At 66.5% G+C, this 25399-nt stretch carries 27 protein-coding genes; 9 read left to right on the forward strand and 18 right to left on the reverse strand.

What is annotated here, in order from left to right:
- Positions 1-504 precede the first annotated feature (504 nt).
- Both rsmD and ABJO18_RS07980 read right to left on the reverse strand, forming a co-directional pair.
- Positions 505-1071: a 16S rRNA (guanine(966)-N(2))-methyltransferase RsmD gene (gene rsmD, locus ABJO18_RS07975; protein ID WP_348515829.1), complete on the reverse strand. Its 567-nt coding sequence runs from the start codon at positions 1069-1071 to the stop codon at positions 505-507.
- A gap of 3 nt (positions 1072-1074) precedes the next feature.
- Positions 1075-2061: a pseudouridine synthase gene (locus ABJO18_RS07980; protein WP_348508214.1), complete on the reverse strand. Its 987-nt coding sequence runs from the start codon at positions 2059-2061 to the stop codon at positions 1075-1077.
- 65 nt (positions 2062-2126) lie between these two features.
- On the opposite strand from ABJO18_RS07980, the gene tadA reads away from it, so the two are divergent.
- Together tadA and ABJO18_RS07990 are read left to right on the forward strand one after the other, a co-directional pair.
- Positions 2127-2570: a tRNA adenosine(34) deaminase TadA gene (gene tadA, locus ABJO18_RS07985; RefSeq protein ID WP_348508213.1), complete on the forward strand. Its 444-nt coding sequence runs from the start codon at positions 2127-2129 to the stop codon at positions 2568-2570.
- A gap of 151 nt (positions 2571-2721) precedes the next feature.
- A complete protein-coding gene (locus ABJO18_RS07990; protein ID WP_348508212.1) occupies positions 2722-3180 on the forward strand; it encodes a hypothetical protein in 459 nt (152 codons plus the stop codon).
- Between the two features lie 60 nt (positions 3181-3240).
- Here the strand turns inward: ABJO18_RS07990 and ABJO18_RS07995 are convergent, their stop codons facing one another.
- The gene (locus tag ABJO18_RS07995; protein ID WP_348508211.1) at positions 3241-3819 is read right to left on the reverse strand and encodes a GNAT family protein; all 579 of its coding nucleotides are present in this window, start codon (positions 3817-3819) and stop codon (positions 3241-3243) included.
- Positions 3816-4559, reverse strand: coding sequence for a sulfite exporter TauE/SafE family protein (locus tag ABJO18_RS08000; RefSeq protein WP_348508210.1), 744 nt, complete (start codon positions 4557-4559; stop codon positions 3816-3818). Before ABJO18_RS08000 ends, ABJO18_RS07995 begins: the two co-directional genes overlap by 4 nt.
- Positions 4560-4615: 56 nt before the next feature.
- Between ABJO18_RS08000 and ABJO18_RS08005 the strand changes: the two genes are divergently transcribed.
- Positions 4616-5041, forward strand: coding sequence for a hypothetical protein (locus ABJO18_RS08005; protein ID WP_348508209.1), 426 nt, complete (start codon positions 4616-4618; stop codon positions 5039-5041).
- A gap of 34 nt (positions 5042-5075) precedes the next feature.
- On the opposite strand, the gene ABJO18_RS08010 is transcribed toward ABJO18_RS08005, so the two are convergent.
- The 3 genes from ABJO18_RS08010 to purD all read right to left on the reverse strand — a co-directional run bounded on the left by ABJO18_RS08010 (position 5076) and on the right by purD (position 8802).
- Positions 5076-6140: a phosphotransferase gene (locus ABJO18_RS08010; protein ID WP_348508208.1), complete on the reverse strand. Its 1065-nt coding sequence runs from the start codon at positions 6138-6140 to the stop codon at positions 5076-5078.
- Complete coding sequence (locus ABJO18_RS08015; protein WP_348508207.1) at positions 6137-7429, reverse strand: amidohydrolase family protein; 1293 nt, start codon at positions 7427-7429, stop codon at positions 6137-6139. Before ABJO18_RS08015 ends, ABJO18_RS08010 begins: the two co-directional genes overlap by 4 nt.
- A gap of 95 nt (positions 7430-7524) precedes the next feature.
- On the reverse strand, positions 7525-8802 hold the full coding sequence (purD, locus tag ABJO18_RS08020) for a phosphoribosylamine--glycine ligase (RefSeq protein ID WP_348508206.1): 1278 nt from the start codon (positions 8800-8802) through the stop codon (positions 7525-7527).
- Between the two features lie 130 nt (positions 8803-8932).
- Here purD and xseA point away from each other — a divergent pair, with 130 nt between their 5' ends.
- From xseA to ABJO18_RS08035, 3 genes are read left to right on the forward strand one after another with little or no spacing between them, the layout of a single operon-like run.
- Entirely contained in the window at positions 8933-10381 is a 1449-nt protein-coding gene (xseA, locus tag ABJO18_RS08025; RefSeq protein WP_348508205.1) for an exodeoxyribonuclease VII large subunit, read from the forward strand.
- Positions 10382-10435: 54 nt separating this feature from the next.
- The gene (locus ABJO18_RS08030; protein WP_348508204.1) at positions 10436-10666 is read left to right on the forward strand and encodes a DUF2093 domain-containing protein; all 231 of its coding nucleotides are present in this window, start codon (positions 10436-10438) and stop codon (positions 10664-10666) included.
- A complete protein-coding gene (locus tag ABJO18_RS08035; protein ID WP_348508203.1) occupies positions 10663-11568 on the forward strand; it encodes a M23 family metallopeptidase in 906 nt (301 codons plus the stop codon). Before ABJO18_RS08030 ends, ABJO18_RS08035 begins: the two co-directional genes overlap by 4 nt.
- Positions 11569-11730: 162 nt before the next feature.
- Here the strand turns inward: ABJO18_RS08035 and ABJO18_RS08040 are convergent, their stop codons facing one another.
- Genes ABJO18_RS08040 through ABJO18_RS08055 form a run of 4 tightly spaced genes read right to left on the reverse strand, consistent with a single transcriptional unit; the run spans position 11731 to position 15721 of the window.
- Positions 11731-12651 (reverse strand): lysophospholipid acyltransferase family protein, encoded by a 921-nt coding sequence (locus ABJO18_RS08040; protein WP_348508202.1) that lies wholly within the window; start codon positions 12649-12651, stop codon positions 11731-11733.
- 9 nt (positions 12652-12660) lie between these two features.
- The gene (gene lpxK / locus ABJO18_RS08045) at positions 12661-13671 is read right to left on the reverse strand and encodes a tetraacyldisaccharide 4'-kinase (RefSeq protein ID WP_348508201.1); all 1011 of its coding nucleotides are present in this window, start codon (positions 13669-13671) and stop codon (positions 12661-12663) included.
- Positions 13668-14954 (reverse strand): glycosyltransferase N-terminal domain-containing protein, encoded by a 1287-nt coding sequence (locus tag ABJO18_RS08050; RefSeq protein WP_348508200.1) that lies wholly within the window; start codon positions 14952-14954, stop codon positions 13668-13670. Before ABJO18_RS08050 ends, lpxK begins: the two co-directional genes overlap by 4 nt.
- The gene (locus ABJO18_RS08055; RefSeq protein WP_348508216.1) at positions 14951-15721 is read right to left on the reverse strand and encodes a lysophospholipid acyltransferase family protein; all 771 of its coding nucleotides are present in this window, start codon (positions 15719-15721) and stop codon (positions 14951-14953) included. Before ABJO18_RS08055 ends, ABJO18_RS08050 begins: the two co-directional genes overlap by 4 nt.
- A gap of 103 nt (positions 15722-15824) precedes the next feature.
- Here ABJO18_RS08055 and ABJO18_RS08060 point away from each other — a divergent pair, with 103 nt between their 5' ends.
- Both ABJO18_RS08060 and ABJO18_RS08065 read left to right on the forward strand, forming a co-directional pair.
- Positions 15825-16487 (forward strand): sulfur transferase domain-containing protein, encoded by a 663-nt coding sequence (locus ABJO18_RS08060; protein WP_348508199.1) that lies wholly within the window; start codon positions 15825-15827, stop codon positions 16485-16487.
- 142 nt (positions 16488-16629) lie between these two features.
- Positions 16630-18231: an ATP-binding protein gene (locus ABJO18_RS08065; RefSeq protein ID WP_348508198.1), complete on the forward strand. Its 1602-nt coding sequence runs from the start codon at positions 16630-16632 to the stop codon at positions 18229-18231.
- Positions 18232-18386: 155 nt separating this feature from the next.
- On the opposite strand, the gene ABJO18_RS08070 is transcribed toward ABJO18_RS08065, so the two are convergent.
- From ABJO18_RS08070 to ABJO18_RS08095, 6 genes are all read right to left on the reverse strand, one after another.
- Positions 18387-20087 (reverse strand): ABC transporter ATP-binding protein, encoded by a 1701-nt coding sequence (locus tag ABJO18_RS08070; protein ID WP_348508197.1) that lies wholly within the window; start codon positions 20085-20087, stop codon positions 18387-18389.
- Positions 20088-20162: 75 nt separating this feature from the next.
- Positions 20163-20411 carry a DUF4170 domain-containing protein gene (locus tag ABJO18_RS08075; protein ID WP_291889428.1) on the reverse strand — a complete coding sequence of 83 codons (249 nt, stop codon included), beginning with the start codon at positions 20409-20411 and terminating at the stop codon, positions 20163-20165.
- A 34-nt stretch (positions 20412-20445) separates the two neighbouring features.
- The gene (locus tag ABJO18_RS08080) at positions 20446-21807 is read right to left on the reverse strand and encodes a TldD/PmbA family protein (RefSeq protein WP_348515830.1); all 1362 of its coding nucleotides are present in this window, start codon (positions 21805-21807) and stop codon (positions 20446-20448) included.
- Positions 21808-21847: 40 nt separating this feature from the next.
- Positions 21848-22240, reverse strand: coding sequence for an MAPEG family protein (locus tag ABJO18_RS08085; RefSeq protein WP_348507507.1), 393 nt, complete (start codon positions 22238-22240; stop codon positions 21848-21850).
- A gap of 29 nt (positions 22241-22269) precedes the next feature.
- Positions 22270-22929 (reverse strand): DsbA family oxidoreductase, encoded by a 660-nt coding sequence (locus tag ABJO18_RS08090; RefSeq protein ID WP_348507508.1) that lies wholly within the window; start codon positions 22927-22929, stop codon positions 22270-22272.
- A gap of 161 nt (positions 22930-23090) precedes the next feature.
- A complete protein-coding gene (locus ABJO18_RS08095) occupies positions 23091-23309 on the reverse strand; it encodes a hypothetical protein (protein ID WP_291889440.1) in 219 nt (72 codons plus the stop codon).
- Positions 23310-23511: 202 nt separating this feature from the next.
- Between ABJO18_RS08095 and ABJO18_RS08100 the strand changes: the two genes are divergently transcribed.
- The gene (locus ABJO18_RS08100; RefSeq protein WP_348507509.1) at positions 23512-24084 is read left to right on the forward strand and encodes a YkvA family protein; all 573 of its coding nucleotides are present in this window, start codon (positions 23512-23514) and stop codon (positions 24082-24084) included.
- Between the two features lie 16 nt (positions 24085-24100).
- Here the strand turns inward: ABJO18_RS08100 and ABJO18_RS08105 are convergent, their stop codons facing one another.
- Positions 24101-25294, reverse strand: a complete 1194-nt coding sequence (locus tag ABJO18_RS08105) for an LL-diaminopimelate aminotransferase (protein ID WP_348507510.1) — start codon at positions 25292-25294, stop codon at positions 24101-24103.
- Between the last annotated feature and the right edge of the window lie 105 nt (positions 25295-25399).

A 25399-nucleotide genomic window follows, 5' to 3' on the forward strand; every position in this document is an offset into this window, starting at 1 on the left:
GCGGGGACACCGGCAAAAAGCTCGACCGGCCCGTGCCTGCAGGTTTCGAGACGGTCCCGCAAGGGATCCGGGTAAATCTCCGCGTGCGGGATGCCTCGGGCATCACCACCAAAGCTTCAAATCCGGACACGATGTCCGCCGCGCATCCCGCACCCCTCTCATCGCTCCAGAGCGCAAGCCCGTGGAGGGTTTTGTGCTTCCTCATCTGCAAACACACAGTTTTTCCCGGAAGCGCGCAGCGCTGTCCGGGACCGGCTGGACGCGGCTCACGCTTCACGCAGCAAGGTAGATCACGGATCTGCAGCCTGCCTGCGCAGGCTGAAGCCTGCGCCCGCGAAAGCGGGTGGCCGGGAGAAATGGAAGAGGTTGAAATACACACTTCCGCTTTCCCCGGACTTGTTCCGGGGCCTGCCGGCGTTTCAGGAGGAGGCTCAACCGGGCCCCGGCACAAGGCCGGGGGAAGCGGGGGAGGGTGTAAGTGGAGGGAGGGTGTAAAACGTGCGGTCAGGTCTTTTCGCGGGTCAGGAAGAGGACTTTGGCGGCGCCGTATTCCTTGACGGTCTGGCATTGCCAGCCCGGTGTTGCGGGGTTTTCATCGGCGCCGACTTCGAGGACGGCGACGGCATCCTCGCTGACCCATTTGCCCTCGACCAGTTTCGCCAGGGTCTTTTCGCCCAGGCCATGGCCATAGGGCGGGTCGAGGAAGGCCAGGTCGAAGGGCGCACCCAGATTGGACGGTTTCTCGCCCAGCGCCGTGGCGTCGCGGCGATGGATGCGGGTGACGCCGAAAAGCTGCAGCGTGTCGACATTGTCGCGGATCGCGCCGCGCGCCTCGGCGGCCATTTCCACGAACAGGCAGAAAGCGGCGCCGCGGGACACGGCCTCGATGCCCAGCGCACCGGATCCGGCATAAAGATCGATCACCCGGGCGTCCTCGATCGGCGGGCACCAGTCGGCATGCTCGATCACATTGAACATGTTCTCGCGCGCCCGGTCGGAGGTCGGGCGGGTGGAGCGGCCTTTTGGCGCGACCAGGGCGCGGTTGCGGAACTTGCCGCCGACGACCCGCATGTCCTAGCGGCGTCCCTGCGGCTTGCGCGGCGGCCGGCCGGGGGCGGTGTCGCGATCGGCTGCCGCCGTTTTTCCGGCAGGACGGCGCACGGCAGGACGGCCGCGGGCCCGCTTGAGCGGCTTGGCGCCATCCTCGTCCGCGGCCGGTTTGGGCAGGCCGGGCTGGCCGGCGCCACCCATCTTGCGCTTCACCGGCTTGCGGCCGGGACGGGCGGGCTTCTTCTTCGCGACGGCCTCGCCGGTGGTGGCGGCCATCTCGACAAGATGCCCGGCCTGGTCGCGCAGCACGCGGCCCGGCACGGCCTTCACCTCGCCGCGCGGCAGATCGCCCAGCTGGAACGGACCATAGGCCGTGCGGATCAGCCGGTTCACCTTCAGGCCGACACTGTCGAGCGCCTTGCGGACCTCGCGATTCTTGCCTTCGCGGATGCCGATATCGAGCCAGATATTCGAGCCGGTTTCGCGTTCGACCTCGACATCCATCGGGCCATACTTGATGCCCTCGACGGTGACGCCGGCGCGCAGTTTCGCGATCGCCGCCTCGTCGATCGAGCCGAAGGCGCGGGCGCGATAGCGGCGCATCCAGCCGGTGGCGGGCAGTTCCAGGGCGCGGGCGAGGGCGCCGTCATTGGTCAGCAGCAAGAGGCCTTCGGACGTCAGGTCGAGCCGGCCGACCGAGATCACGCGCCCCATATCCTTCGGCAGGGCGTCGAACACGGTCTCGCGGCCCTCCGGGTCGGCGTGGGTGGTCACCAGGCCGGTCGGCTTGTGATAGCGCCACAGGCGCGTGGCGGCCGGCGGGTCGACCGGCTTGCCATCGACCTCGATCCGGTCGGCCTGGGTGACCTTCACGGCGGGCGTGTCCAGACGCTTGCCATTCAGGGTGATGCGGCCGTCCTCGATCATGCGTTCGACCTCGCGGCGCGAGGCCACGCCGGCCCGGGCGAGGTATTTGGCAATGCGTTCGGACGTATCGGAGGCTTCGCTCACGCTTGACCCTTTCTGGCGGCCACTCTAACCCGCAGCGGATGACGGACCCGCGCGATACACGTTTTATGGCCCGAGCGCTAGAACTGGCGCAGGCAGCCGCTGTGGCCGGCGAGGCGCCGATCGGCGCGCTCGTGGTCGATCCGGCCACGGACGAGATCGTCGCGGAGGCGCACAACAGGCCGATTGCCGGTCATGATCCGGCCGGACATGCGGAAATCCTGGCGCTGCGCGCGGCGGCGCAGAAGCGGGAGAATTACCGCCTGACGGGGCTGGAACTCTACGTCACGCTGGAACCGTGTGCGATGTGTGCCGGGGCGATCAGCCATGCGCGGATCGGCCGGCTGGTCTATGGCGCGAGCGATCCCAAGGGCGGCGCTGTGGAACACGGGCCGCGCTTTTTCCAGCAGCCGACCTGTCACTGGCGGCCGGATGTGGTGCCGGGGATACTGGCGGATGAGAGCGCCGAGCTGTTGCGGTCCTTCTTCCGGGCCCGGCGCAAGGGCGGCTGATCTGTCATCTTCGACAGGGCCGCGCTGGGCAGGCCTTACGCAAGTCCCGGAATAATTTGATAAAACGCGTATAGACGCCGTTGTCATAAAACCTTGTCTTGAACGGAATCGGTGTACGGACGAAGAGGAGCGCACTCATCTGGAGTGACGAATGCTTCGTGTCCTGAACAAATGCCTGACGGCCTCGCTCGGCGCCCTTGCCCTGGCGGCAGCTGCGCATGCGACCGATGCCGGCTGTGACGCGTCGCCGCTCCTGCTGCAGGACGTGACCATCGTCGACGCGTCGGGCCGCTGGAGCGACCAGGACATCTTCATCGAGAATGGCCGGATCTCCGCTGTTGGCTCCGATCTGGTGCTGGAAACCGGCCAGGCCGTGACGGTTCTGGGCCGTCCGGGCGCCGTCGTCAGCCCGCGTCCCGAAGCCGAGCCGGGTGCGATCTATATCCGCACCGCAACACGGGCCCCGTCCCGTGCGGGCCGCCGCGAACTCGTCATGCCGGGTGCACCGGCCGACCTGCTGGTCTATGCCGAGGAAACCGGTCCGGGCCAGGTCGAGATGGAAATCCGTGACGGCCGCATTGTCGGCATCATGCCGGTCTGCAACGGCTAGTCATCGAAGCGCCGACCTCTTCAGTGAGAGCTGGAACCGGTTTCGCGGTCCGGAAGTGCGCTAGGCGGTGAGGCGGGCTTCCAGCCCAGCGGCCACTGTGGGCCATTCCTCTTTCAGCACCGAAAACCACACTGTGTCGCGCCGCTCGCCGGTCCAGCATTTCATGTGCCGGCGCAGCGTGCCTTCGCGGGTCGCGCCCATTTTCGTCATCGCGGCCTGGGAGCGCAGATTGCGGTGGTGGGTCTTCAGCTCCACCCGCTCGGCACCGCATTCAAAGGCGCGGTCGAGCAGGAGGTGTTTGGCGGCCGGATTGACCTGGGTGCCGCGGGCCGTTGCGCCATACCAGGTCCAGCCGATCTCCAGGCGTTCATGCTCGGGCACGATGGAGAGAAAGGCGGAATGACCGACCGGCGCACCGTCCGGCTGGCGCCGGACGAGGTGGGAGATCTGGCCGCCGGCCCGGGTGCTCTCCAGCATCAGGTCGAACCAGCCATCGAAGTGCTCGCCATCGCCGCGCAGCGAGGTCAGTGCCCAGAGCTCGGCCTCCTGGGCCAGCGGGCGCAGGGTTTCGCGATGGTCTTCGGTCAGCGGTTCAAGACGGACGAACGCGTTTTCCAGCACGGCAGGTTCGAGCTTCACGGCGCCACTCCGGTCAGGATAACCAAGCCTCTGGCGATGTAGACAAGACCGATCGCCGAGACAATCCACTTGGTCCACTGCCGGAACTGGATATCGCTCATCATTGCCAGGAAGCGGGCGCCCAGCGTGGTGCCGATAATGGCGAGAGGTGCGGCGACGAGCAGCCATTGTGCCTGGGGCAGGCTTTCGGCCGCCAGGGCCGGCAGGACGTAATAGGCGATCTTGACGATGTGCGAGACGACCTGGGTTGCGGCCTTCGTGGCGACGATGCAGCGGCGATCGCGCTCGGTGTCGGCGAAGAAGACGTCCAGCAGCGGTCCCGATACGCCGGCGACCACGTTGAGCCCGGTCACCGTGAAGCCGCAGGCTACGGCATGGGACGGCCGGGCGGCGTCGAAATGGACCCAGCGCCTGGGCAGCCAGATCACACCGGGCACCAGGCCCAGAACGATGAAGAGCCAGGGTTTGGACAGTTCGAAGGTCGCCAGCACGAGGAGGGCCGCTGCCGCGCCGGAGCCGAACAGGTAGATGCCCAGAATGCGCCAGTCGATCCAACGCGCATGCAGGATGGCGCGCCAGCCATTGGACACGCTCTGCACCACGCCATGCACCACCATGGCGGCCGAGACGGGCAGGACCAGCGCCAGTATCCCCATCAGGATCAGCCCGCCGGCCATGCCGAACACGCCCGATATGAAGGCGGTGACGAAAACACCGGTGAGGATGATCAGTCCGGACATGAAATACGGGCTCTCTCGCGCTATATGGCGGGAGGGACACCATACAGGGGAACAGCATGACCGTTACCGTCATCATCAGCGCCGCCGCGGCGCTCATCGGCGCCCTTCTCGGACTGGGCAGCCTGGTCCGCCCGGCCTGGGGCGCCTCGGTCGTGCGTCTGCAGCCGATGGCGGACAAGCCGGGTGGATGGGCCGAATTCCGGGCGAGCTATGGCGGCGGTCTGCTCTTGCTGCATGGCGCGGTGCTGCTGGCGATCGTGATGCGCGAGCAGGCCGGCATGGCAAGCGTGGTCGCGGCCGGCTTTGCCGCCGGCGCCGCCTGGCTCGGCATGGCCATCGGGCGCACCGTGTCGATGCTGGCGGATCATGCCAGGCATGGCACGCGGACCGGATACAATCTGTTCTCGGTCGGCTTTGAGCTGGTGGTCGGACTCGCCCTGATGGCGCCCTGGCTCGCTCATATCGGCGGCCGGGCAGGGTAGGCGCAGCCGGCGTGTATGCCGGCGAGGCGGGGAGCTAGGCCCCCGCCTTCACCGCAAAGCTCCAGGCGGCTTCGGCCATGGGCTGCACCGCGGCTCCCATCTCCTTGGCGCGCTCGTTGGAGGCATTGCCCTGCAGCGAGCGGGCATAGACGCCCTGGATGATCGAGGTCAGCCGGAAGATGTTGTAAGCGAAGTAGAAATCCAGCTCGGGAATGCTGTCGCGATGGGTGCGGCGGCAATAGGCCTCGGTGTATTCCTCGACGGTCGGAATGCCCATGGAGGCGATATCGATACCGGCGAGGCCATTGCGGATTTCCGGCGGCATCACCCAGCCCATCAGCTGATAGGTGAAGTCGGCCAGCGGATCGCCCAGCGTCGAGAGCTCCCAGTCCAGCACCGCGATGACGCGAGGCTCGGTCGGGTGGAAGATCATGTTGTCCAGGCGGTAGTCGCCGTGGACGACGCTGGTGCGTTCCTGTTCCGGCGCGGCCTGCGGCAGCCACTCGATCAGCTTGTCCATCGCCTCGACCGTGCCCGTTTCGGCGGCCCGGTACTGCTTGGACCAGCGGCCGATCTGGCGCTGGAAGTAATCGCCCGGCTTGCCGTACTCGCCAAGGCCTGCAGCTTCGTGATCGATGCTGTGCAGATGCGCCAGCGTGGCGTTGGCGGCGTCGTAGATCGGGCCGCGTTCGGATTTGTCGAGGTCGGGCAGGAGCGGGTCCCAGAAGATCCGGCCGGTGACGAAATCCATCACGTAGAATTCGGTGCCGATGACATCGCGGTCCATGCACAGCCCGTGCATTTTCGGGGCGGGGAAGCCGGCCTTGCCCAGCTTGCTCATCACCTCGAATTCGCGGTCCACCGCATGAGCCGAGGGCAGGAGCTTGCCCGGCGGCTTGCGGCGCAGCACATAGGAATGCCCTGGCGTCTCCAGCTTGTAGGTCGGGTTGGACTGGCCACCCCGGAACTGGCTCACCGTCAGCGGGCCCTCATAGTCCTCGACCTGTTCCGCCATCCAGGCGGCCAGCCGGGCCTCGTCGAAAGCGAGGGCGTCGGCGACCTGTTTGGTGCCGGAATACTGTTCGTCGATCTTGCTCATTCGCTCAGATACACCGTGCCGTTCTTCATGACGAAATCGACGTCGCGCAGCTCGGAGATGTTCTCCAGCGGATTGCCGTCGACGGCGACAATATCGGCATACTTGCCGGTTTCGATCGTGCCGATATCGCTGTCCATGCGGACATGGCGCGAGGCGTGGATCGTGGCGGTCTCGATGGCTTCCATCGGCGTCAGGCCGGCCTCGACCAGGAGTTCGAACTCGCGGGCATTGTCGCCATGCTGGGACACGCCGCTATCGGTGCCAAACGCGATGGTCACGCCGCCATCATGGGCGCGGCGGGCCATCTCCAGCATTTGCGGACCGACGGCGCGCGACTTGGCGCGCTGGTTGTCGGTCATGAAATCGGCGGTCTCGGCCAGCTCGGCCACGGTGACACCGGCCAGCACGGTCGGCACGAGATATGCGCCATTGCGGCGCATCAGGCGGATCGAGTCAGTGTCCAGATAGGTGCCGTGCTCGATCGAGTCGCCGCCGGCCTCGAGGAAGGCGTTGATGCCGGTGACGCCATGCGCATGGGCGGTGACCTGGCGGCCCATCATGTGGGCGGCCTCGACGATCGACTCCAGCTCGTCGTCGAAGAATTGCCGCTCTACGCCGGCCGCCGTGTCGGACAGCACGCCGCCGGTGGCGGTGATCTTGATCACATCGGCGCCGCCGCGGATCAGCGTGCGCACGGCTTCGCGGCACTGGGCCGGGCCGTTGCAGGCGGTGGGGCTGGTGAACTGGTGCAGCACGTCGAGGGCGAAACCGTTGACGTCGGCATGGCCGCCGGTCGGCGTGACGGCGGTACCGGCAACCCGCATGCGCGGTCCCGGAACGAAGCCCGCATCGACGGCATCGCGCAGGGCAAGCGCCGCTTCGAAATTGCCGCCGACATCCTGCACCGTCGTGAAGCCGGCCATCAGCGTGGTGCGGGCATTGTCGGCGCCGGCAAAGGCGAGGTCCGACGGGCTTTCGGTGAAGGTGTTGAAGCGCCGGCCCGGGCCGAGTTCCGATTGCAGGTGGACATGGCTGTCGATGAAGCCGGGCATGACATAGTCGTCGCTCAGATCGATCACCGTCGCGCCGTCGGGCGTCACATAGCCGGCCTGGATGCCTTCTATGCGTTCGCCGCGGACCAGGATGGACTGCTGCTCCAGCGGCGCCTCGCCCGGTATGGCCAGCAGCCAGCCGGCGTGAATGACGGTGAGCGCCTCTTCGGCATCCTGCGCCTGGGCCAGTCCGGCCAGCGCCGTGGCGGCCAGTGCCGTTGCAATGGTTCTCAGCATGATCCTCTCCCCTCGAATATGTGGGGCAAAGGATGATCAAGCCGGCAGCGAAGTCAAACGGCGAGCGTACCTGTACGTCGAAAAACTGCGGGAACCTAGTGAGTGCGCAGCGCCCGCCAGGCGATGTCACGGCGGCAGAAGCCTTCCGGCCAGTCGATCTGGTCGATCGCGGCATAGGCGCGTTCGACGGCATAGTGCAGGGTCTCGCCCGAGGCGGTGACATTGAGCACGCGGCCACCGGCGGCGATCCGCTCGCCCCTGGCATTGCGGCCCGTGCCGGCCTCGAACACCTGCACGCCCTCCATCCGGTTCGCCTCGGTGACGCCCTTGATCACCGAACCCTTCTTGTAGTCGCCCGGATAGCCATTGGCGGCGAGCACGACGGTGATCGCCGGGTCCGGCGACCAGGTGATGGCCGGCATCTCGCCCAGCGCGCCGGTGGCCGTGGCCATCAGATAGGGCAGGAGATCGGTGTCGATCCGCATCATCAGGACCTGGCATTCCGGATCGCCGAAGCGGATGTTGAACTCGACGACCTTGGGCCCGTCCTTCGTGACCATCAGGCCGGCAAACAGCACGCCCTGGAAGGGGTGACCCTCGGCAGCCAGGCCACGGGCGACCGGCTCGATAATGGTCTTCATCGCCGTGTCGATCAGTTCGGGCGTGGCGATCGGGGCGGGAGAATAGGCGCCCATGCCGCCGGTATTGGGGCCGGTATCGCCTTCGCCGACGCGTTTGTGATCCTGCGCCGCGCCGCAATAGAGCACGGTCTCGCCATCGCACAGCGCGAAGATGGAGACTTCCTCGCCGGCCATGAACTCCTCGATCACCAGGGTCTTGGACGCTTCGCCGAACTTGCCCGACAGGAAGGCGTCGATCTCGGCTTCCGCCTCGGCGCGATCCTCCAGGATCACCACTCCCTTGCCGGCGGCCAGACCGTCGGCCTTGAGCACATAGGGCGGCTCGACACGGTCGAGGAAGGCCTTGGCTTCGGCCGCATCGGAGAAGGTGCCATAGCCGGCCGAGGGCACTTTGTGGCGGGCGTAGAAATCCTTGGCATAGGCCTTGGAGGCTTCCAGCCGCGCCGCCAGGCCCGACGGGCCGAAAGTGGCAATGCCGGCCTGGCGCAGCCGGTCGGCCAGCCCGTCGCACAGCGGGTTCTCAGGGCCGACAACGACCAGGTCCGCCTCGATTTTCCGGGCCAGTTCGACAAGACCGTCAATATCGGACACCGACCCGTCATGACAGGTCGCCAGCTCGCCGATGGCATCGCTGCCCGGCACGGCGTGCAGGGCCGTCAGGAGCGGGCTTTGCGCGATCTTCCAGGCCAGCGCGTGTTCGCGGCCGCCCGAACCGACAAGAAGAACCTTCATCTTGACCTCATGCCTCCTGGCGCGTCCCGACGCCGACTGTGTGTTCAGGCTCTGCCTAGCCCAAAGCGTTCCGGATCGCGAGTCCGCCGGACCGTTGCGATGCGGGGCGATACATCCTACCAGATGAGGCATGAGCGACGCGCCCGGAAACATCCACGAATTCTCAGTCTCCGAACTGGCCGGCGCGCTGAAGCGCACGGTCGAGGACGCGTTCGGCCATGTCCGGGTACGCGGCGAGCTGGGCCGGGTCGTGGTCGCCAAGTCGGGCCATGTCTATTTCGACGTCAAGGACGAGCGCTCGGTCATAGCCTCGATCGCCTGGAAGGGCACGGCGGCACGTTTCCGCTTCCGCCCGGAAGAGGGCCTGGAAGTCGTCATCGAAGGACGCTTGTCGACCTATCCGGGCCGTTCGCAATACCAGCTGATTGTCGAATCGATGGAGCCGGCCGGTGCTGGCGCGCTGATGGCGCTGCTGGAAGAGCGCAAGAAGACGCTGGCCGCCGAAGGCCTGTTCGACACGGCGCGCAAGAAACCGCTGCCCTTCCTGCCGCGCACGATCGGTGTCGTCACCTCGCCGACAGGCGCGGTGATCCGGGACATCCTGCACCGCCTGCAGGACCGTTTTCCCCGCCACGTCATCCTGTGGCCGGTCCTGGTGCAGGGCGAGCAGGCGGCTGAGCAGATCGCCACCGCCATTCGCGGTTTCAACGCCCTGCCCGAAGGCGGCCGCGTGCCGCGTCCCGATGTGCTGATCGTCGCCCGCGGCGGCGGCTCGATCGAGGATTTGTGGAGCTTCAACGAAGAGATCGTGGTGCGGGCCGCGGCCGAAAGCACGATCCCGCTGATCTCGGCCGTCGGCCACGAGACCGACACCACGCTGATCGACTTCGCCTCCGACCGACGGGCTCCGACCCCCACCGGCGCGGCGGAAATGGCGGTGCCGGTCCGCGCAGAACTGAAAGCGGATATCGATGCGCTGGGCGCGCGTCTGGTCTCCGCCCTGTCGCGCCATATCGAGCGCCGGCGGACCGAGTTGCGCGGCGCGGCCCGCGCCCTGCCACGACCCGCCGCGCTGCTCGATCTCAAGCGCCAGCGCTTCGACACGATTGCCGACCGGCTCGATCCGGCCCTGCAGAATAATGCGGCGGGCAAGCGCTCGCGCCTTCTGGTGCTGCAGGCCGGCCTCAAGCCGGCCGCGCTGAAACGGGATATCCGGCAGAAGCAGGAACGGCTGGCCGATCGCGGTGCCCGGCTGACCCCGGCGCTCGAGCGCATTCTCCAGCGCGAAACCCGGGCGCTGGATGCCTGGGGTGCCCGTCTGGCCTCGCTCAGTCACAAATCCGTGCTGCGCCGCGGTTTCGTCCTGGTGCGCAAGGAAGACGGTCAGCTGGTTCGTTCCGGCCAGGCGCTCGACAGTGGCGACAAGGTGGAGCTGGAATTTGCCGACATGCGACGGTCCGCGATCGTCGATGGCGAGACGCCGTCATCCCCGCCGCCTGCGGCCAAACCGGCTGCGGTCAAGCCCAGGCCGAAACCGCGCGCCAAACCGCCCGCTGCCGGACAGGGAACCCTGTTCTGACGGGACCGCGAGAGACCTCTCCCCCTTTTTGACAACGCATGCTAAGTCGGCCTCATGAGCAATTTCACATTCGACAAGGAATTCCAGGGCGAAGCGATCCTGGAGTATGGCGACAGCGACTTCATCATCCTGAAGGCCGGCGCCTTTGTGCGCTGTTCCGTGACGGGCGATCCGATCCCGCTGGCCGAGCTGCGCTACTGGAATGTCGATGAGCAGGAAGCCTATCGCGACGCGATGATCGCCAAGCAGCGCTGGCTGGAACTGCATGCGGAGCCGGGCCAATGATCGGCGCCGTTCTCGCTCTGGCGCTGCAGGCTGGCAGCACGGGTCCAGCCGCTGACCCGATTGCCGATTTCATCGAGGACAATGCAACCAGTGTCCGCGAGATGCGCATGGCGGCAGCGCCGGCGTCCTTCTGCAGCGGGGCTTTCCGGGAAGGCAGTTTCCTGGTCTGCCGCTTCCTGCCGGACGCACGTGTCGAGTTCGGTGAGATGGATGTCCGTGCCGACGCCGACGGCTATGTCGTGCTGGCCATTCCGCGCCAGGCGCCGGAAGAGATGCCGCTGCGCATCACCTATGACCGTGCCGACGGCACGCCCGGCGAGATCGCCGAACGTCTGACCATCGCCCAGCGCGAATACGATCTGCAGCAGGTCAATGGCGTGCCCCAGGCCACCGTGACCCCGGATCCCTCCACCCTGCCGCGCCGCCAGCGCGAATACGCGCAGAAGCAGGACGCGTTCAATTCCGTGTGGGACGGCACCGGTTTCCTGGATGGCTTCATTCCGCCGGCCGAGGGAATCACGACCGGCGTCTACGGCTCGGCCCGCGTCTACAATAACGGCCATGAAGGCAGCCCGCACTGGGGGCTCGACTGGGCCAATGATGTCGGCACGCCCGTCCATGCGCCGGCCGGTGGCCTCGTCACTCTCGCAGAGCCGGACATGTATTACGAAGGCGGGCTGATCTTCATCGATCACGGCCAGGGCCTGGTCTCGGCCTTCCTGCACCTGTCGGGGGTCGATGTTCAGGCCGGCGACGTGGTCGAGCAGGGACAGCTGATCGGTCGCATGGGCGCCGGTGGCCGGGCAACCGGCTCGCATCTCGACTGGCGTGTGAAGCTGCGCAACAGTTTCTACGCCGATCCGGCGACGCTGCTCGATCTGGATCCGCGCACACTCGACTGATTACGCGCTTCGCGCTCCGCGTCGCTTGTGCGCCGCCCCCTCAGTCCGCTACGCGGACCGCTCCCCCGTAAACGGGGCGAGCCCCGATCAGGCTTCCCCTGCGAAGCGGGGGAAGTGCCGAGCGCAGTGAGGCGATGGGGGTGAGTGAGCCACGCTCCAGCCTCAGGCGCGGTAGACGTCCTTGGCCCAGCGCCGGTGCACCCAGAACCATTGTTCCGGGGCCTTGCGGATTTCGCTTTCCACCCACTGATTGATGCGGGTCACCGTCTCGACAATGGCGGCATTGCGATCCGGGTTCTGCGAGATCTCGATCGGGTCCAGCACCTCGACGCGGAAGCGTGCACCTTCGGTGCGCCGCACGGACATCGGAACCAGCGGGCAGTTGTGGCGCATGGCAAGCCGGGTCGGGCCGGGCGCGGTCATGGCAGGGTGGCCGAAGAAAGGCGCCGCGACGCCGTCATTCATCTTCTGGTCGTTCATCAGCGCGACCGACTCGCCGGCCTTGAGAGCCTGCATGATCTGCTTGGCGCCTTCGCCGCCCTTGGCGGTCAGCGTCTTCACGCCATAGTCCACGCGCATGTTCGAGATGCGCTTGTCGATCAGCACGTTGTTGGCAGGCCGGTAGGTGATGTGACAGGGCAGGCCGGTCTGGCTGATCGCGGCCGCGGCGATCTCCCAGTTGGCATTGTGCATGCCGATCAGCACCAGGGGCTGGCCGGCATCGCGTGCCGCTTCCAGCCGCTCGCGTCCGATGAACTCCACCCGCTCCTCGAACTCCGGCCCGGCGAACACGCCCAGATGGGGCATCTCGCCTGCCAGCCGGCCGAAATTCTCCCACATGCCGCCCAGCAGCCGGTCGATCTCCGGTTCGGCGGCTTCGGGAAAACAGCGCTGCATGTTGATGCGCGCAATGCGCTGGGTGGGCGTCAGCGGACCGATCCTGCGCAGCAGGTCGCCCGCAGCGTCGGACGCGCGGTCGATCCCCTTGATCTTGTACCAGGCCGCATAGGCGTCCCAGGCGGCGGCCTCGACGCGCCAGCCGATCCGGGTCAGGAGCGAGGCTCTGCGTTGTGCTTCGATCATGAAAGGGATTTAGCGATCCGTGTTCGCCGCGTCCAATACATCGCGCAACAAACCGTCCAGGGCCGCGGGATTGGCGAACTCGGCCTTCACTGGCCAGGCGATCACATCGCGGCGCGTCTCGCTGTCCAGCCGCACCCAGTCCTTCTCTGTCGTCACCAGGCGGGCATCGTGGGCTCCGGCCAGCGCCTTGAGCGCCGCAATGTCCCGCTGCGAATAGGGGTGATGATCCGGATAGTCGGCGATTTCGGCCAGTCGCGCCCCCGCCGCAGACAGGGCGTCGAAGAATTTCTGCGGACGGCCTATTCCCGCGAAAGCGACGAGCGGGCCATCGGGTGGCGGGGCGGCGGGTTCCAGCCAGGCGTGGAAGACCGGGATTTCCAGATCGGCGAGGCCCAGCCGGTGATAGTCCGGCGTGTGGTCGGGCCCGGGCATCATGACGATCACGGCGTCGGCGCGGGCAAGACCGGCCGCGACAGGCTCGCGCAGCGGCCCGGCCGGAAACAGCGTGCCGGCACCCCAGCCCGCGACACCGTCCACCACGACGATGGAGCAGTCCTTGGCCAGCGCCGGATTCTGGTGTCCGTCATCCATCACGATCACGCCAGCACCGGACGCTTCGATCGCCTGCGCACCCGCGACCCGGTCACGGCTGATCCAGGCGGCGGCTTCCCGCGCCAGCAGAAGGGGCTCGTCGCCGGTCTCGCGGGCAGAGTGCTGTGCGGGATCAACCTGCACCGGTCCGGACAGCGTGCCGCCATAGCCGCGCGACAGGGCCGCCGGTGTGCGGCCCATATCCTTCAGCCGGGTCATGAGGGCGGCCGCAACGGGCGTCTTGCCGGTACCGCCGACGGTCAGATTGCCGACACAGAAGACCGGAATGCCGGCCTTGACCGGATCGGTCCGCCGCAGGCGGCGCGCCACGGTCCAGGCATAGACATGGCCCAGCGGCGAGAGCAGGGCCCGCGCCAGGGCACCGGAGCCGCGCCCGCCATCGGTACGCCAGAAGGCCGGCTCCCTCATCGCCGCACCGCCTTGCCGTCGAGCAGGCACTCCAGCTGTTCCAGTGTCGTCTTCATGGCCCCGCCGGAGGCGTCCGCCAGCGCCGCCTCCGCGGCATCCATGGCAGGACCTTCGCCGCGCCAGATCGTGCGCACCGCGTCGGCCAGGCTGTCTGCATCTGTGGCCTCGATCACGGCCGAGTGGCGGCGATAGGCATCGAACAGATCGTCAAAGCTCGCGGCATGGGGACCGGTGATGACGGCCGTGCCAGCCCGGCTCGCCTCGACAGGATTGTGGCCGCCGATCCCGGGTACGAGACTGCCGGCGATCAGCGAGGCGGGGGCCAGCGCATACCACAGCATCATCTCGCCCAGCGTATCGGCCAGCCAGACCTGGCAGCGCGCATCGGGCAGGCGCTGTTCCGACCGCCGCACGGTCGTCAGTCCCCGATCGGCAACCAGGCGCGCGACGGCTGCCGCGCGTTCCGGATGGCGGGGCGCCAGGATGAGCAGGGCAGCCGGATCCGCGGCCAGCAGCTTCAGGTGCGCATCCAGAACGATCGCTTCCTCGCCCTCATGGGTCGAGGCGGCCAGCCAGACCGGCCGGTTGCCCAGAGCGGTGCGGATGCGGTCCAGCTCGACCGCGTCGGGGGCTGGCGGGCGCGCTTCCAGTTTGAGATTGCCGGCGAGGTTCACGGGGACACCGGTCAGATCCTCCAGCCCGTCGCGGGTGCGGGTGTCAGCGGCGCCGATCCAGGAAAACCGGTCGAGCAGCCAGCGCGCCGTATCCGGACGCCGGCGCCAGCTGCGGATCGACTTGTCGTTCATGCGGGCATTGATCAGCGCCATCGGCGTTTCGTGGCGGGCAGTCTCGACGATCAGGTTGGGCCAGAGTTCGGACTCGGCGAACACAGCAAGATCGGGCTGCCAGTGCGCAATGAAGCGACGGGCTGCGGCCGGTGTGTCGACCGGGACATACTGATGAAAGGCCCGCTCCGGCAGGCGCGCGGCCAGCAGGCGGGCAGACGTCACCGTGCCGCTCGTCACCAGGATGTTGAGGTCCGGGCGGCGGGCGAGAAGCTCCTCTGCGACACTGGCGACAACCAGGCTTTCGCCGACGCTGGCGCCGTGCATCCAGACCAGAAGGCCCTCCGGACGCGGGCGGTCGGGCCGGCCGAGGCGTTCGTGGCGGCGTTCGGGATCTTCCTTGCCCTTGCGCGCCCGCCGCGCCAGCAGTCCTGACAGGAGCGGAGCTGCCATCCGGGTCGCCGTCCGGTAGAGGCCGAGGGAAGGCGGTAGGCTCACACCTCGCCTCCCGCACGATTGCGGCGCGGCCGCGCCGTTCCCGGCCGGCGGCGCTCATCAGGCTCTATAACGTCGACCCCCATGGCCTCGTCGGCCTCTCGCGTGATGCGGTTGAGCTGGGTCTCGAGCTCCAGCCGGGCGGCTTCCAGCTGTTCCGGCGTGGCGTCGGACGGCACGTAAATGGGCTCGCCCCAGATGATGATGCCGCGCGAGAAGGGGTGGGGCAGACAGTGCTTGTCCCAGGCGCGATGCAGCACGGTGCGGCCACGGCTGGACCAGGTGAAGGGCACCATCGGAACGCCGGTCTCGCGGGCCATCCGCACGGCGCCATAGCCGGCCCGCATGCGGGGGCCGCGCGGCCCGTCAGGCGTCACCGCCCCGCAGCCGCCGGCAGAAAGATGGTTGATCATGGCACGGTAGGCGGCCTCGCCACCCTTGGCGCCCGGCTTGTCCGGATTGCGGGTGGAGCCGCGCACCACGCCCACCTTGTACCAGCGGGCCCAGCGCGCACCGATCTCGCCCTCGCGCGATTTCGAAGCCAGGGCGACCATCCGCTCGCGTTCGCGCTTCCAGCCCTGCAGAGTCATCAGAACCCGGCCGTGCCAGACGCAACCGATCAGCGGCAGTTTCTCGTTCCAGGCCTTGCGCACGAATTCATCGCCGCGCACCTCCCAGCGAATGCTCCGTCGCGCCAGCTCCACATAGAGCAGGATAAGGAAGGCGACGGCTTCCTGGGCCCAAGGCTGGGAGAGCAGGCGTTTCAGCATGGTCACCCTAGCTCGCCTCCGCAGAGGAAAAGGTCAAGCATGGGCCGCGGTTGCGTCCGTGCGCCGGTCGGCCTAAATGCCCCGGAACACGGAAAGCGAGCCCATGCCCTACGACCTCAACGACCCGCAGGACCGCAAGCGCGCCTGGAACGATTATCTCTGGAAGGATCACGGCATCCTGCGGGAGCGCTTCCATAACATGCACGAGGTGGGCGGCGGCATGTGGCGAGCCAATCAGCCGTCGCCGCAGCGGCTCGAGGAACTGGCCGCCGACGGCTTCAAGACGATTCTCAACATCCGCGGCACCCAGCCGGGCGTTTGCTACTACGATCTCGAGAAAGAGGCGTGCGAGCGTCTCGGCCTCACCATGATCGACATGCCCTTCGGCTCGCGCGAGGCGCCCTATGTCGACCGCATGCAGCGGGCCGCGAAGATTTTCCAGACGATCGAATATCCCGCGCTCATCCACTGCAAGTCCGGGGCGGACCGGGCCGGGTTGATCTCGGTGCTCTACCGGCTGGTGCATCTGAAACTGCCCTATGAGGAGGCCATCGAGCACCTGTCGCTGAAGTATCTTCACGTGAAGGCCGGCAAGACCGGCGTGCTGGATTATTTCTTCGAGACCTACCGCGCCTACAACGCCGAAACGCCGATCGATTTCATGGAATGGGTCGAGACGGTCTATGACCGCGAGGCGGTCCAGAAGAGCTTCATGTCCAGCTGGTGGGGCAACATGCTGACCGAGCGCATCCTGCGCCGCGAATAAGGTAGCAATTCCGCACCGGCTGATTCTTTATAACCCGCGAATGCATCAGATATGACGACTCTATCCACAGGAATGAGTCACATTAATGCCCGTTAACCACGTTTGGACTCCGGGGGGCGACCCGGCGACGTAGGAGGGGCTGATGCCGGATCTGGCCATTCGAGCAGACCGTACGCAGGAACAACTCAACCGTCTGAATTTCCTGCTCTCGCGCGAGTGGGGACCGTCTTTCCTGCAGGCCTTCGTGCGCCAGACCGCCGAAGTCTTCGCTGCCGACTGCGTCAGCATCGGCCGGATCGATGCCACCAAGACACGCATGCAGACCCTGCAGGTCGCGGCCGGTGGCGCCCTCGTCGACAATTACTGCTACGACATCGCCGGAACGCCGTGCGAAGAGACGATGCAGGGCGGAGCGACGGTCTATGAAGACCATGTCAGCGCGCACTTCCCCAGGGATTTCATGCTCGAGGAGATGGGGACGCGGGCCTATGTCGGCCTGCCGCTGTTCAACGGCGCCCAGACGGTCGGCATTGTCGTAGCGACTTTCCGCCGTCCGATCGAGATCGCAGACGATCTGCTCGCCGTGTTCAACCACTATCGCCGCCGGCTGACCGGAGAGATCCTCGCGCTCGAATCCGGTGATCGCGCGGCCTTGGCGATCAAGGGCACGTCCGACGGGATTCTCGACTGGTGCCTGCGCACCGACCAGATCTATGTCTCGCCGCGCGGCCGTGAATTGCTGGGCTATCAGGGCCGCGAGCACACCTCGGTCTCCGACCAGTTTCTCTCGCTGGTCCACCGGGACGACACGCCGCGTTTCCAGTCGGCCCTCAATGCACATTTCAAGAGCGGCCGCCCCTTCGACCTGTCGGTGCGCCTGCGCATAGTCGGCGGCCAGCATCGCTGGTTCCGCATCCGCGGCGAGGCCGTGCGCACGCCGGAAGGCGATCCGGTGCGCATGGTGGGCGCCATGACCGATATCCACGATCTCGTGGAAGCGCGCCAGCAGGCGACCGAGGCCAGCCGGGCGAAATCGAAATTCCTGGCGACGATGAGCCATGAAGTCCGCACCCCGATGAACGGCATTCTGGGCATGTCCAGCCTGCTCGCGAGCACCGATCTGGAGCCGTCTCAGCGCGAGATGGTCAGCCTGATCGAGGCCTCCGGCCAGGCGCTGCTGGGCATCCTCAACGATATTCTCGATCTGGCCAATATCGAGTCGGGCCGCTTCGAGGTCGAGACGACCGACTTCAACCCGGCAGAGATTGTCCGCTCGGTTGCCGGTCCCTACCGCCTGAAGGCGATGGAGAAGGGGCTGAACATGCATATCGAGATCGACCCGGTCGCCGAGATGACGGCACAGGGCGATCCGGCCCGGCTGCGCCAGATCCTGTCGAACCTCCTGTCCAATGCGGTCAAGTTCACCGACCGCGGCGAGGTCCGGGTGCGCTGCCTGGTCCACCAGGCCGCCGACGGCACCCACGATCTGATGTTCGAGGTCGCCGATACCGGCATCGGTATGGATCGCGACCTGATCGGGCGGGTCTTCATGCCCTTCAGCCAGGGCGAGGCGGTGATGCAGCGCAAGGTAGGCGGCACGGGGCTTGGCCTGGCCATCGCCAAGAAGCTGGCCGAGCTGATGGGCGGGGATATCCGGGTGGAAAGCGCACCGGGTGCCGGCTCGGTCTTCTCGCTGCACCTGCCGGGACAGGCCGTCCTGCAAAGCCGGGCCGCGGCGGAATAAGGCTCGCCCCGTTTGCGGGGGAGCTGTCCGCGTCAGCGGGCTGAGGGGGCAACGCGAAGCGGTGCGGAGCGCGCAGCGCGCATCGGACTCACCCCCATCGACCTTGCCCGGCCCGAGGCCGGGCTCGGCCACTTCCCCCGCTTCGCAGGGGAAGCCTACGTCTCTTGCGCGCCGAACTGCATGCGGCACAGGCGGGCATACAGACCGCCCGCGGCTTCCAGCTCGTCATGGCGGCCCTGTTCGCAGACCTCACCGTTTTCCATGACATAGATCCAGTCGGCATTGCGCACGGTCGACAGGCGGTGCGCAATGACGAGACAGGTGCGGCCTTCCGACAGGCGTTCAAGGGCGGCCTGCACACGACGCTCGGACTCGGTGTCCAGCGCGCTGGTGGCCTCGTCGAGCAGCAGGATCGGCGCATCCTTCAGGATGGCGCGGGCAATCGACAGGCGCTGGCGCTGACCGCCGGACAGATTGCTGCCGCGCGGCCCGACCGGCGCGTCATAGCCGCCGGGCAGATCCATGATGAAATCGTGGGCATCGGCCGCCTTGGCCGCCGCGATGATGGCGTCGTCCGGGGCGCCGGGATCGCCGAAGCCGATATTGGCTTTCACCGTATCGTCGAACAGCGTCACGTCCTGGCTCACGAGGGCCATGGCGCTGCGCAATGACGCCAGTGACACCGCGCGGATATCGGTTCCGTCGATGCGGATCGTGCCGGATTGCGGGTCGTAGAGCCGCGGCAGAAGATTCAGCACGGTGGACTTGCCTGAACCGGACGGGCCGACCAGCGCGACAGTGCGGCCCGGTTCGGCCTTCAAGGAGATGCCTTTCAGGGCGGGGGTGCCGTCGGGATAGGCGAAGCCGACCGTGTCGAATTCCACCGCTCCGGCCGGTACGTCGAGCGCCGGGGCGTCGAGGGCCGAGGCGACCCGTTCCGGCTCGTCCAGCACGGCGAACACCCGCTCGAGCACGGCGAAACCTTCCTGCACCACGGCGTTCAGCGTGCCGATGGCGCGGATCGGCGATGCGAGCAGGGCAACGCCGGTGAGCACACCCATCAGATCGCCGATCGAGCTTTCCCCGGCCGTCAGGCGCAGTCCTGCGACTGTGATCAGAATGGCCAGGGCAAGGCCGCCGACGGCCTCAAGGATCGGATCGACCCGCGCCTTGTTCTCGGCGATGCGCAAGAGGAAGCGCAGGCGGTCGCCGAAGGACCGGGCGGCGCGCTCGGTCTCGGCTTCTTCCAGGCCATAGGTCTTGACCATCCGCGTGCCGGAAAAGCTTTCCTCCAGCTGGCTGGTCACCGCGCCCATCTGGGACTGGGCCTGGTTGGAGGTCTTGCGCAGGCGCTGGCCGATCCGGATCACCGGCCAGGAGGCAAGCGGGTAGACGACCAGCACCAGCAGGGTGAGCATCCAGTCCAGCCACAGCATCCAGCCGATCGTCGCGATCACCTGCAGCACATCGCGCAGCAGGTTATTGGTCAGCCGGATCAGGGTTTCGCGCAGCAGCGTGATGTCATTGGTAAAGCGCGACACCAGCGACCCGACCGGCTCGCCCTGCAGCCGCGCAAAATCGGCGCGCACCAGCTTGGCGAACATCGCGTTCTGCAGGTCCTGCATCACCGTCAGGGCCAGGCGATTGGTCTGTACGGTCTGCAGATAGAGACTGACCGCCCGCAGTATGGCGAGGCCGACAATCGCGGCTGGCGCAAACCACATCACGCCGTTCTGGAGACCTGCTTCAAGCTGGTCGAATGTCCGCCCGACCACCCAGACATAGGAGGCAGCTGCGCCGGCGGTAATGGCCGACAGCACAATGGCGCCTATCACCAGGCCGGTATGACGCGACAACCAGTCCCGCCACAGCCGGCGGCCCAGGCTTGCGGTGGATGAAGCAGGAGGCGCGGTCGCGGTCAGCGGTCCGGCCTATTTCGTCTCTGCAGCCGGATCGAGCAGCTTGTGCGCATGGATGATGAAATAGCGCATGTGGGCATTGTCCACGGTCTGCTGAGCGGCATTCTTCCAGGCCTTGCGGGCATCTTCATAGCTGCCGAACGCACCGACGAAATCGACGGCCTTGAGATCCTTGAACTCGCAATTCTTGGGATCGACGCAGACCAGCTCGCCGCCGATGACGATGTGGAGCAGCTGGTTGTTGATGTGGGTCTCGCTCATGATGGGCTCCGATGAGGTCGTGTCTGCGGCGGCCTTAAAGACCGCCCACCGATATCGCGTCAACGCATACGCTGGGGGCGTTAACGGCCCCTCTAAATTCCAGGTCGCTGCCCGGCACGAGGCGGGCAAAAATCTCGATCAGATTGCCCGCCACGGTCACTTCGCTGACCGGGTGGTCGATCTTTCCGCCCGCGATCCGGTATCCGGACACGCCGACCGACCAGTCGCCGGTATTGGCGTTGAGCGAAGGGCCGAACATCTCGGTCACCAGCAGGCCGTCGCCGGCCTGGGCAATCAGCGCGTCGCGGCTGGCCTGTCCGGGCTCCAGGTGGAGATTGGTCGGTCCGGCGCCCGGCGGGCCGCCCATATTGCGGCGGGCATGTCCGGTCGGCTCCAGCTTCAGCTGGCGGGCCGCGGACGAGTTCAGGAACCAGGTCGTCAGCCGGCCGTCCTCGATGATGTTGCTGCGGGCGTTGACCGTGCCTTCGCCGTCGAAGGGGCAGGAGGCGTGTCCCCAGTCGCGGTGCGGATCGTCAACGATGACAATACCGTCGCCGAAAACCTTCTCGCCCATCTTGTCGCGCAGGAAGGATACGCCGCGGGCCACCGAGGGACCGCTGATCGCCCCGCAGAAAGCGCTGAGGAAGGCCGTTGCGACGCGGCGGTCGAACACGACCGGCATCACGCCGCTCTTGATCTTCTGCGGGCCGACCCGCTGCGCGGTGCGCTCGCCGGCTTCGGTGCCGATTTCCTCGGGCGATTTCAGGTCTGCGCCACGGCGGGCGCTGGTGGCGGCATAGTCGCGCTCCATGGCGCCATCCTTGCCGGCGATCACCGAGGCGCCATAGCCGAACTGGCTCTTGCGCCAGCCTGAATTGAAACCCGTCGTCGTCGCGTAGGCCGCAGCACCCTGGCCATAGCTGGCAAAGGCGGTGTCGGTCATCGTGACGCCCTCGATCGCCCGGGCCGCCTTCTCGACGCGGTTGGCGATGGCTTCCAGCTCTTCCGGCGACCATTCAACGGCCTCGAACAGGTCGAGGCGCGGCGGGTTGGTGCACAGGCGTTCCGGATCGGCGAGGGCCGCAAACGGATCTTCCGGCGCGGCCTTGGCCATCGCAATGGCACGCTCAACTGTGAACTGGCGGCCCTGCTTGGACAGGTCGGAGAAGGCGACGCCGGCCTGGCGCTGGCCGACGAAAACCCGCACACCGGCATCCAGCGATTCGGAGCGCTCGATGTCTTCCAGATTGCCGTCGCGTACGGACAGCTCCGTATGACGCGATTCAGCGACGGAGGCTTCGGCGTGATCGGCGCCGGCGGATTTTGCGCGCGCGATCAGGTCGGCGGCAATCTCCTGCAGGCGGGCGGCATCGGGTGCGGATTGGGCTTGGGTCATGGCAGGCCTATAGCGCCCGGAACGGCCGCCGGGCAATGGGTCAGCTGATCGCGGCGCCGAGCAGCAACAGAATCTGGGCCAGCAGGACCAGCCAGGTCAGCCCGGTGCCGATCATCCGGCCCATGCTGGGGCCCGGGCTGGAAAGCAGGCCATAGCTGTAGACGAAACGGCCCAGCGTCAGGCCGATGCCCAATGCGTGGATGATCATCGCGCCATATCCCAGCGAGGCTGTGAGGAAGAGCGCCAGCAGGGCCAGCGGCACGCATTCCACGCCATTGCCATGGGCGCGGATGGCCTGTTCCAGTTGCGGATCCGTGCCCGTGCCCAGGCTCACCTTGGCGCGCCGGCGATGGCGCGACACATTGGCGGCCAGCACCAGAAGGATCAGAAGATTGAGTGCCGAATAGAGCCCGACGGCTTGCAGTGCAGACATGCTTCCCCTCTCGCCGGATCTGTGTCCGGTCAGCTTTCCGCCGGCTCGTTCACGGCCTGGCGGATGGCGTCGGCCAGCACGGCCGGCTCCTGGGCGCCCGACACCGCGAACTGCCCGTTGAAAATATAGGTCGGTACGCCGGTTACGCCGAGCTTGCGGAAGAAGACCTCTTCTTCCCAGACGGCTTTCTCGTCGCGATCGGTTGCCAGAAGGTCGGCAATGATCGCAGTGTCCAGGCCGGCTTCGCCAGCCAGCTCACTCAAAACGGCACGGTCGCCGATATCACGGGCATCTCGGAAAAAGGCCGCAAACAGGCTCTCCGCCATCGCGTCCGCGCAATCCTGGCCGCGCGCCCAGCGCATCAGGCGGTGCGCATCCAGCGTGTTCGGGCGCATCTCGATCGCGTCGAAGCGGAAGTCGATCCCGGCGCCGGGCGCAGCCTGCTCCAGGTATTCGCGCATGGCTTTCCAGCGGCCGGCATCATCGGCGCTGGAGAATTTCGCTTTCATGTAGTCGCGATAGGGGCGGCCTTCGCGGGCCAGTGTCGGGTCGAGCTGGTAGGGGCGCCAGATCGTCTCGACCGAAACCTCGGGCACGGCGGCAATGGCCGCATCCCAGTTGCGCTTGCCGAGCCAGCACCACGGACAGACGAGGTCGGCGACGATATCGACGGAAATCTTCTGGGCCATGGCCCATCAGTTAGGCTGTTTTGCCGGAGATTGCGAGGGCGATTGTAGGCGGGAATGGGTGACGCCCGGGATCGTCATCTCCCGTGCCGCACTGCGCCCACAGAGGTAACCGGCACAGGAGATGACGCCCACCGGCCATCCACCGACCGAGCGGGATCTGCTCAGACCGTGATGTCGAGCAGGGTATCGGTCATGTCGCTTGCCGTCTGGGCAACCGCCGCTGCGGCAGCATGTGTGGCTTCCGCGCGCTTGATGGCGACGGCGGCCTGGATGATGTCCTGGCCCTTCGCCGAATTCGCAACCATCTGCGAACCGGCCGTGGCGACCTGGGACTGTGCGGCGAGCATGCCTGTGACGGCAGTATTGAAAGCGACGTTCATGCAGAAAACTTATCGCGCGTGGACCTTGGCAGGGAGCGGAAATCATGTTCGTGGTTAACCGCGCATTGCCGCCGCCTCAGGGTGACGGCCTTCACGACGATCCCCCGGGACGGCAGGCGCACCCGATCCCGCTTTGTGCTGGACGCCGGTCATGCGACAAGGCGTCATCAATCAACGGCAACAGGAAGGTGCCTTCGACATCATGACCGAACAAACCACCCCCACTCTCAAGGTCGAGCTCGATCTGACCGACGCGGATCTCGACTTTTTCCGGGAGCGTCTCGAACAGGCCCGCGCTTCACTGGGCACGACGGACGAAGCCCGGATCATGGCGGGTGTCTCCGACATGATGGACAAGGCGCTGGCGTCCAATCCGCCGGAATTCGTCAAGGCCCGTATCCGCCAGCTTGGTCCGCTTCTGGGTATGCTGGAAGACGAGGACTGGAAGCTGCAAGGCGATGACCGCAAGAACGTTATCGACGCGCTGGCCTACTTCGCCGACCCGGAAGACCTGATCCCGGATGCCACGCCGGTGCTGGGCTATGTCGACGACGCGATCATGATCGACCTCGTCGCCGCCAGCCTGTCGGCCGAGCTCGAGGCCTATGCCGACTTCGTCGCGCACCGTGAAGAGCTCAAGGCCGAACCGGCTGCCGATCTGCCGTCGCTGGAAGAAGCGCGCAATGTGATGCAGTCACGCATGCGCCGCCGCCGCTTGCGCTCGAAGGCGGGCGCCAAATGGCCGCACACCACGAGCATCCGTCACTACTTCTAGGGGCGATTGGCCGGGCCTAGACGGCCCGGATCGCGGGTCGGCGGGTTTTCAGGAACTCGCCGACGCCGCGCGCGGCCTGGCGGATGCGTTGCTCGTTTTCAACCAGCGCCAGGCGGACATAGCCTTCCCCGTGTTCGCCAAAACCGATGCCGGGGGCAACGGCGACGCCGGCCTCCTCCATCAGCTGTTTCGAGAATTCCAGCGAGCCCATCTCCTCGCAGCCCTCGGGCAGGGGCGCCCAGGCGAACATCGAGGCTTCCGGCTTCGGGATTGTCCAGCCGGCGCGGCCGAAACTTTCCACCAGAACATCACGGCGGTGGCGATAGATCGCCCGCGCCTCGTCAACGCAGTCCTGCGGGCCGTCCAGTGCGGCACAGGCGGCGACCTGGACTGGCGTGTAGGCGCCGTAGTCCAGATAGGACTTCACGCGTGCCAGAGCGCCGACCAGGCGTTCCGATCCGGCCGCGAAGCCGACCCGGAAGCCGGCCATGGAGTATGTCTTGGACATCGAGGTGAACTCGATCGTGCGTTCCTTGGCGCCTTCGACCTGCAGCATTGAGGGGCTGGGCTCGTCGCCGAAATAGATCTCAGCATAGGCCAGGTCCGACAGGATGAGGAGATCGTGCTTCTGCGCGAACTTCACGACGTCCTTGTAGAAGTCGAGCGTGGCAGTCTGCGCCGTCGGATTGGACGGGAAGCAGACGACAACGGCGATGGGGCTCGGCACGGTGTGGCGCGCCGCGTGTTCCAGGCCGCGCAGGTATTCCTCCGGCGAAGGCGCGTGGACATGCCGGATCGTGCCGCCGGCAATCAGGAAGCCGAATGTGTGGATCGGATAGGAGGGCGAGGGTGCCAGGACAACATCGCCCGGCGCGGTGATCGCCTGGGCGAGATTGGCAAAGCCTTCCTTCGAGCCCAGCGTGACGATGACTTCCTTGTCGGGATCGAGATCGACGCCGAAGCGGCGTTTGTAGTAGCGCGCCTGGGCCTTGCGCAGACCGGGAATGCCGCGCGAGGCCGAATAGCCATTGGTGCGCGGCTTCTCCACCGTGTCCTTGAGCTTGTCGAGGATGTGCTGCGGGGTGGGCAGGTCGGGATTGCCCATGCCGAAATCGATGATGTCAGCACCTTCGGCCCGCAAACGCGCCTTCAGGCGATTGACTTCTTCGAATACATAGGGCGGCAGGCGCTTGGTTCGGTGAAATTCCATCGATCTATCCGACATGCTCGAATTTTCTCCCACTAACGCATGGCTCCCCGCCCGCTTCAAGAGGCTAGGCACAGCACATGGCATCATTTCGGATGCAAACGGGCC

It is taken from the genome of Maricaulis sp. (assembly GCF_039978735.1).
Classification (GTDB): Bacteria; Pseudomonadota; Alphaproteobacteria; order Caulobacterales; family Maricaulaceae; genus Maricaulis.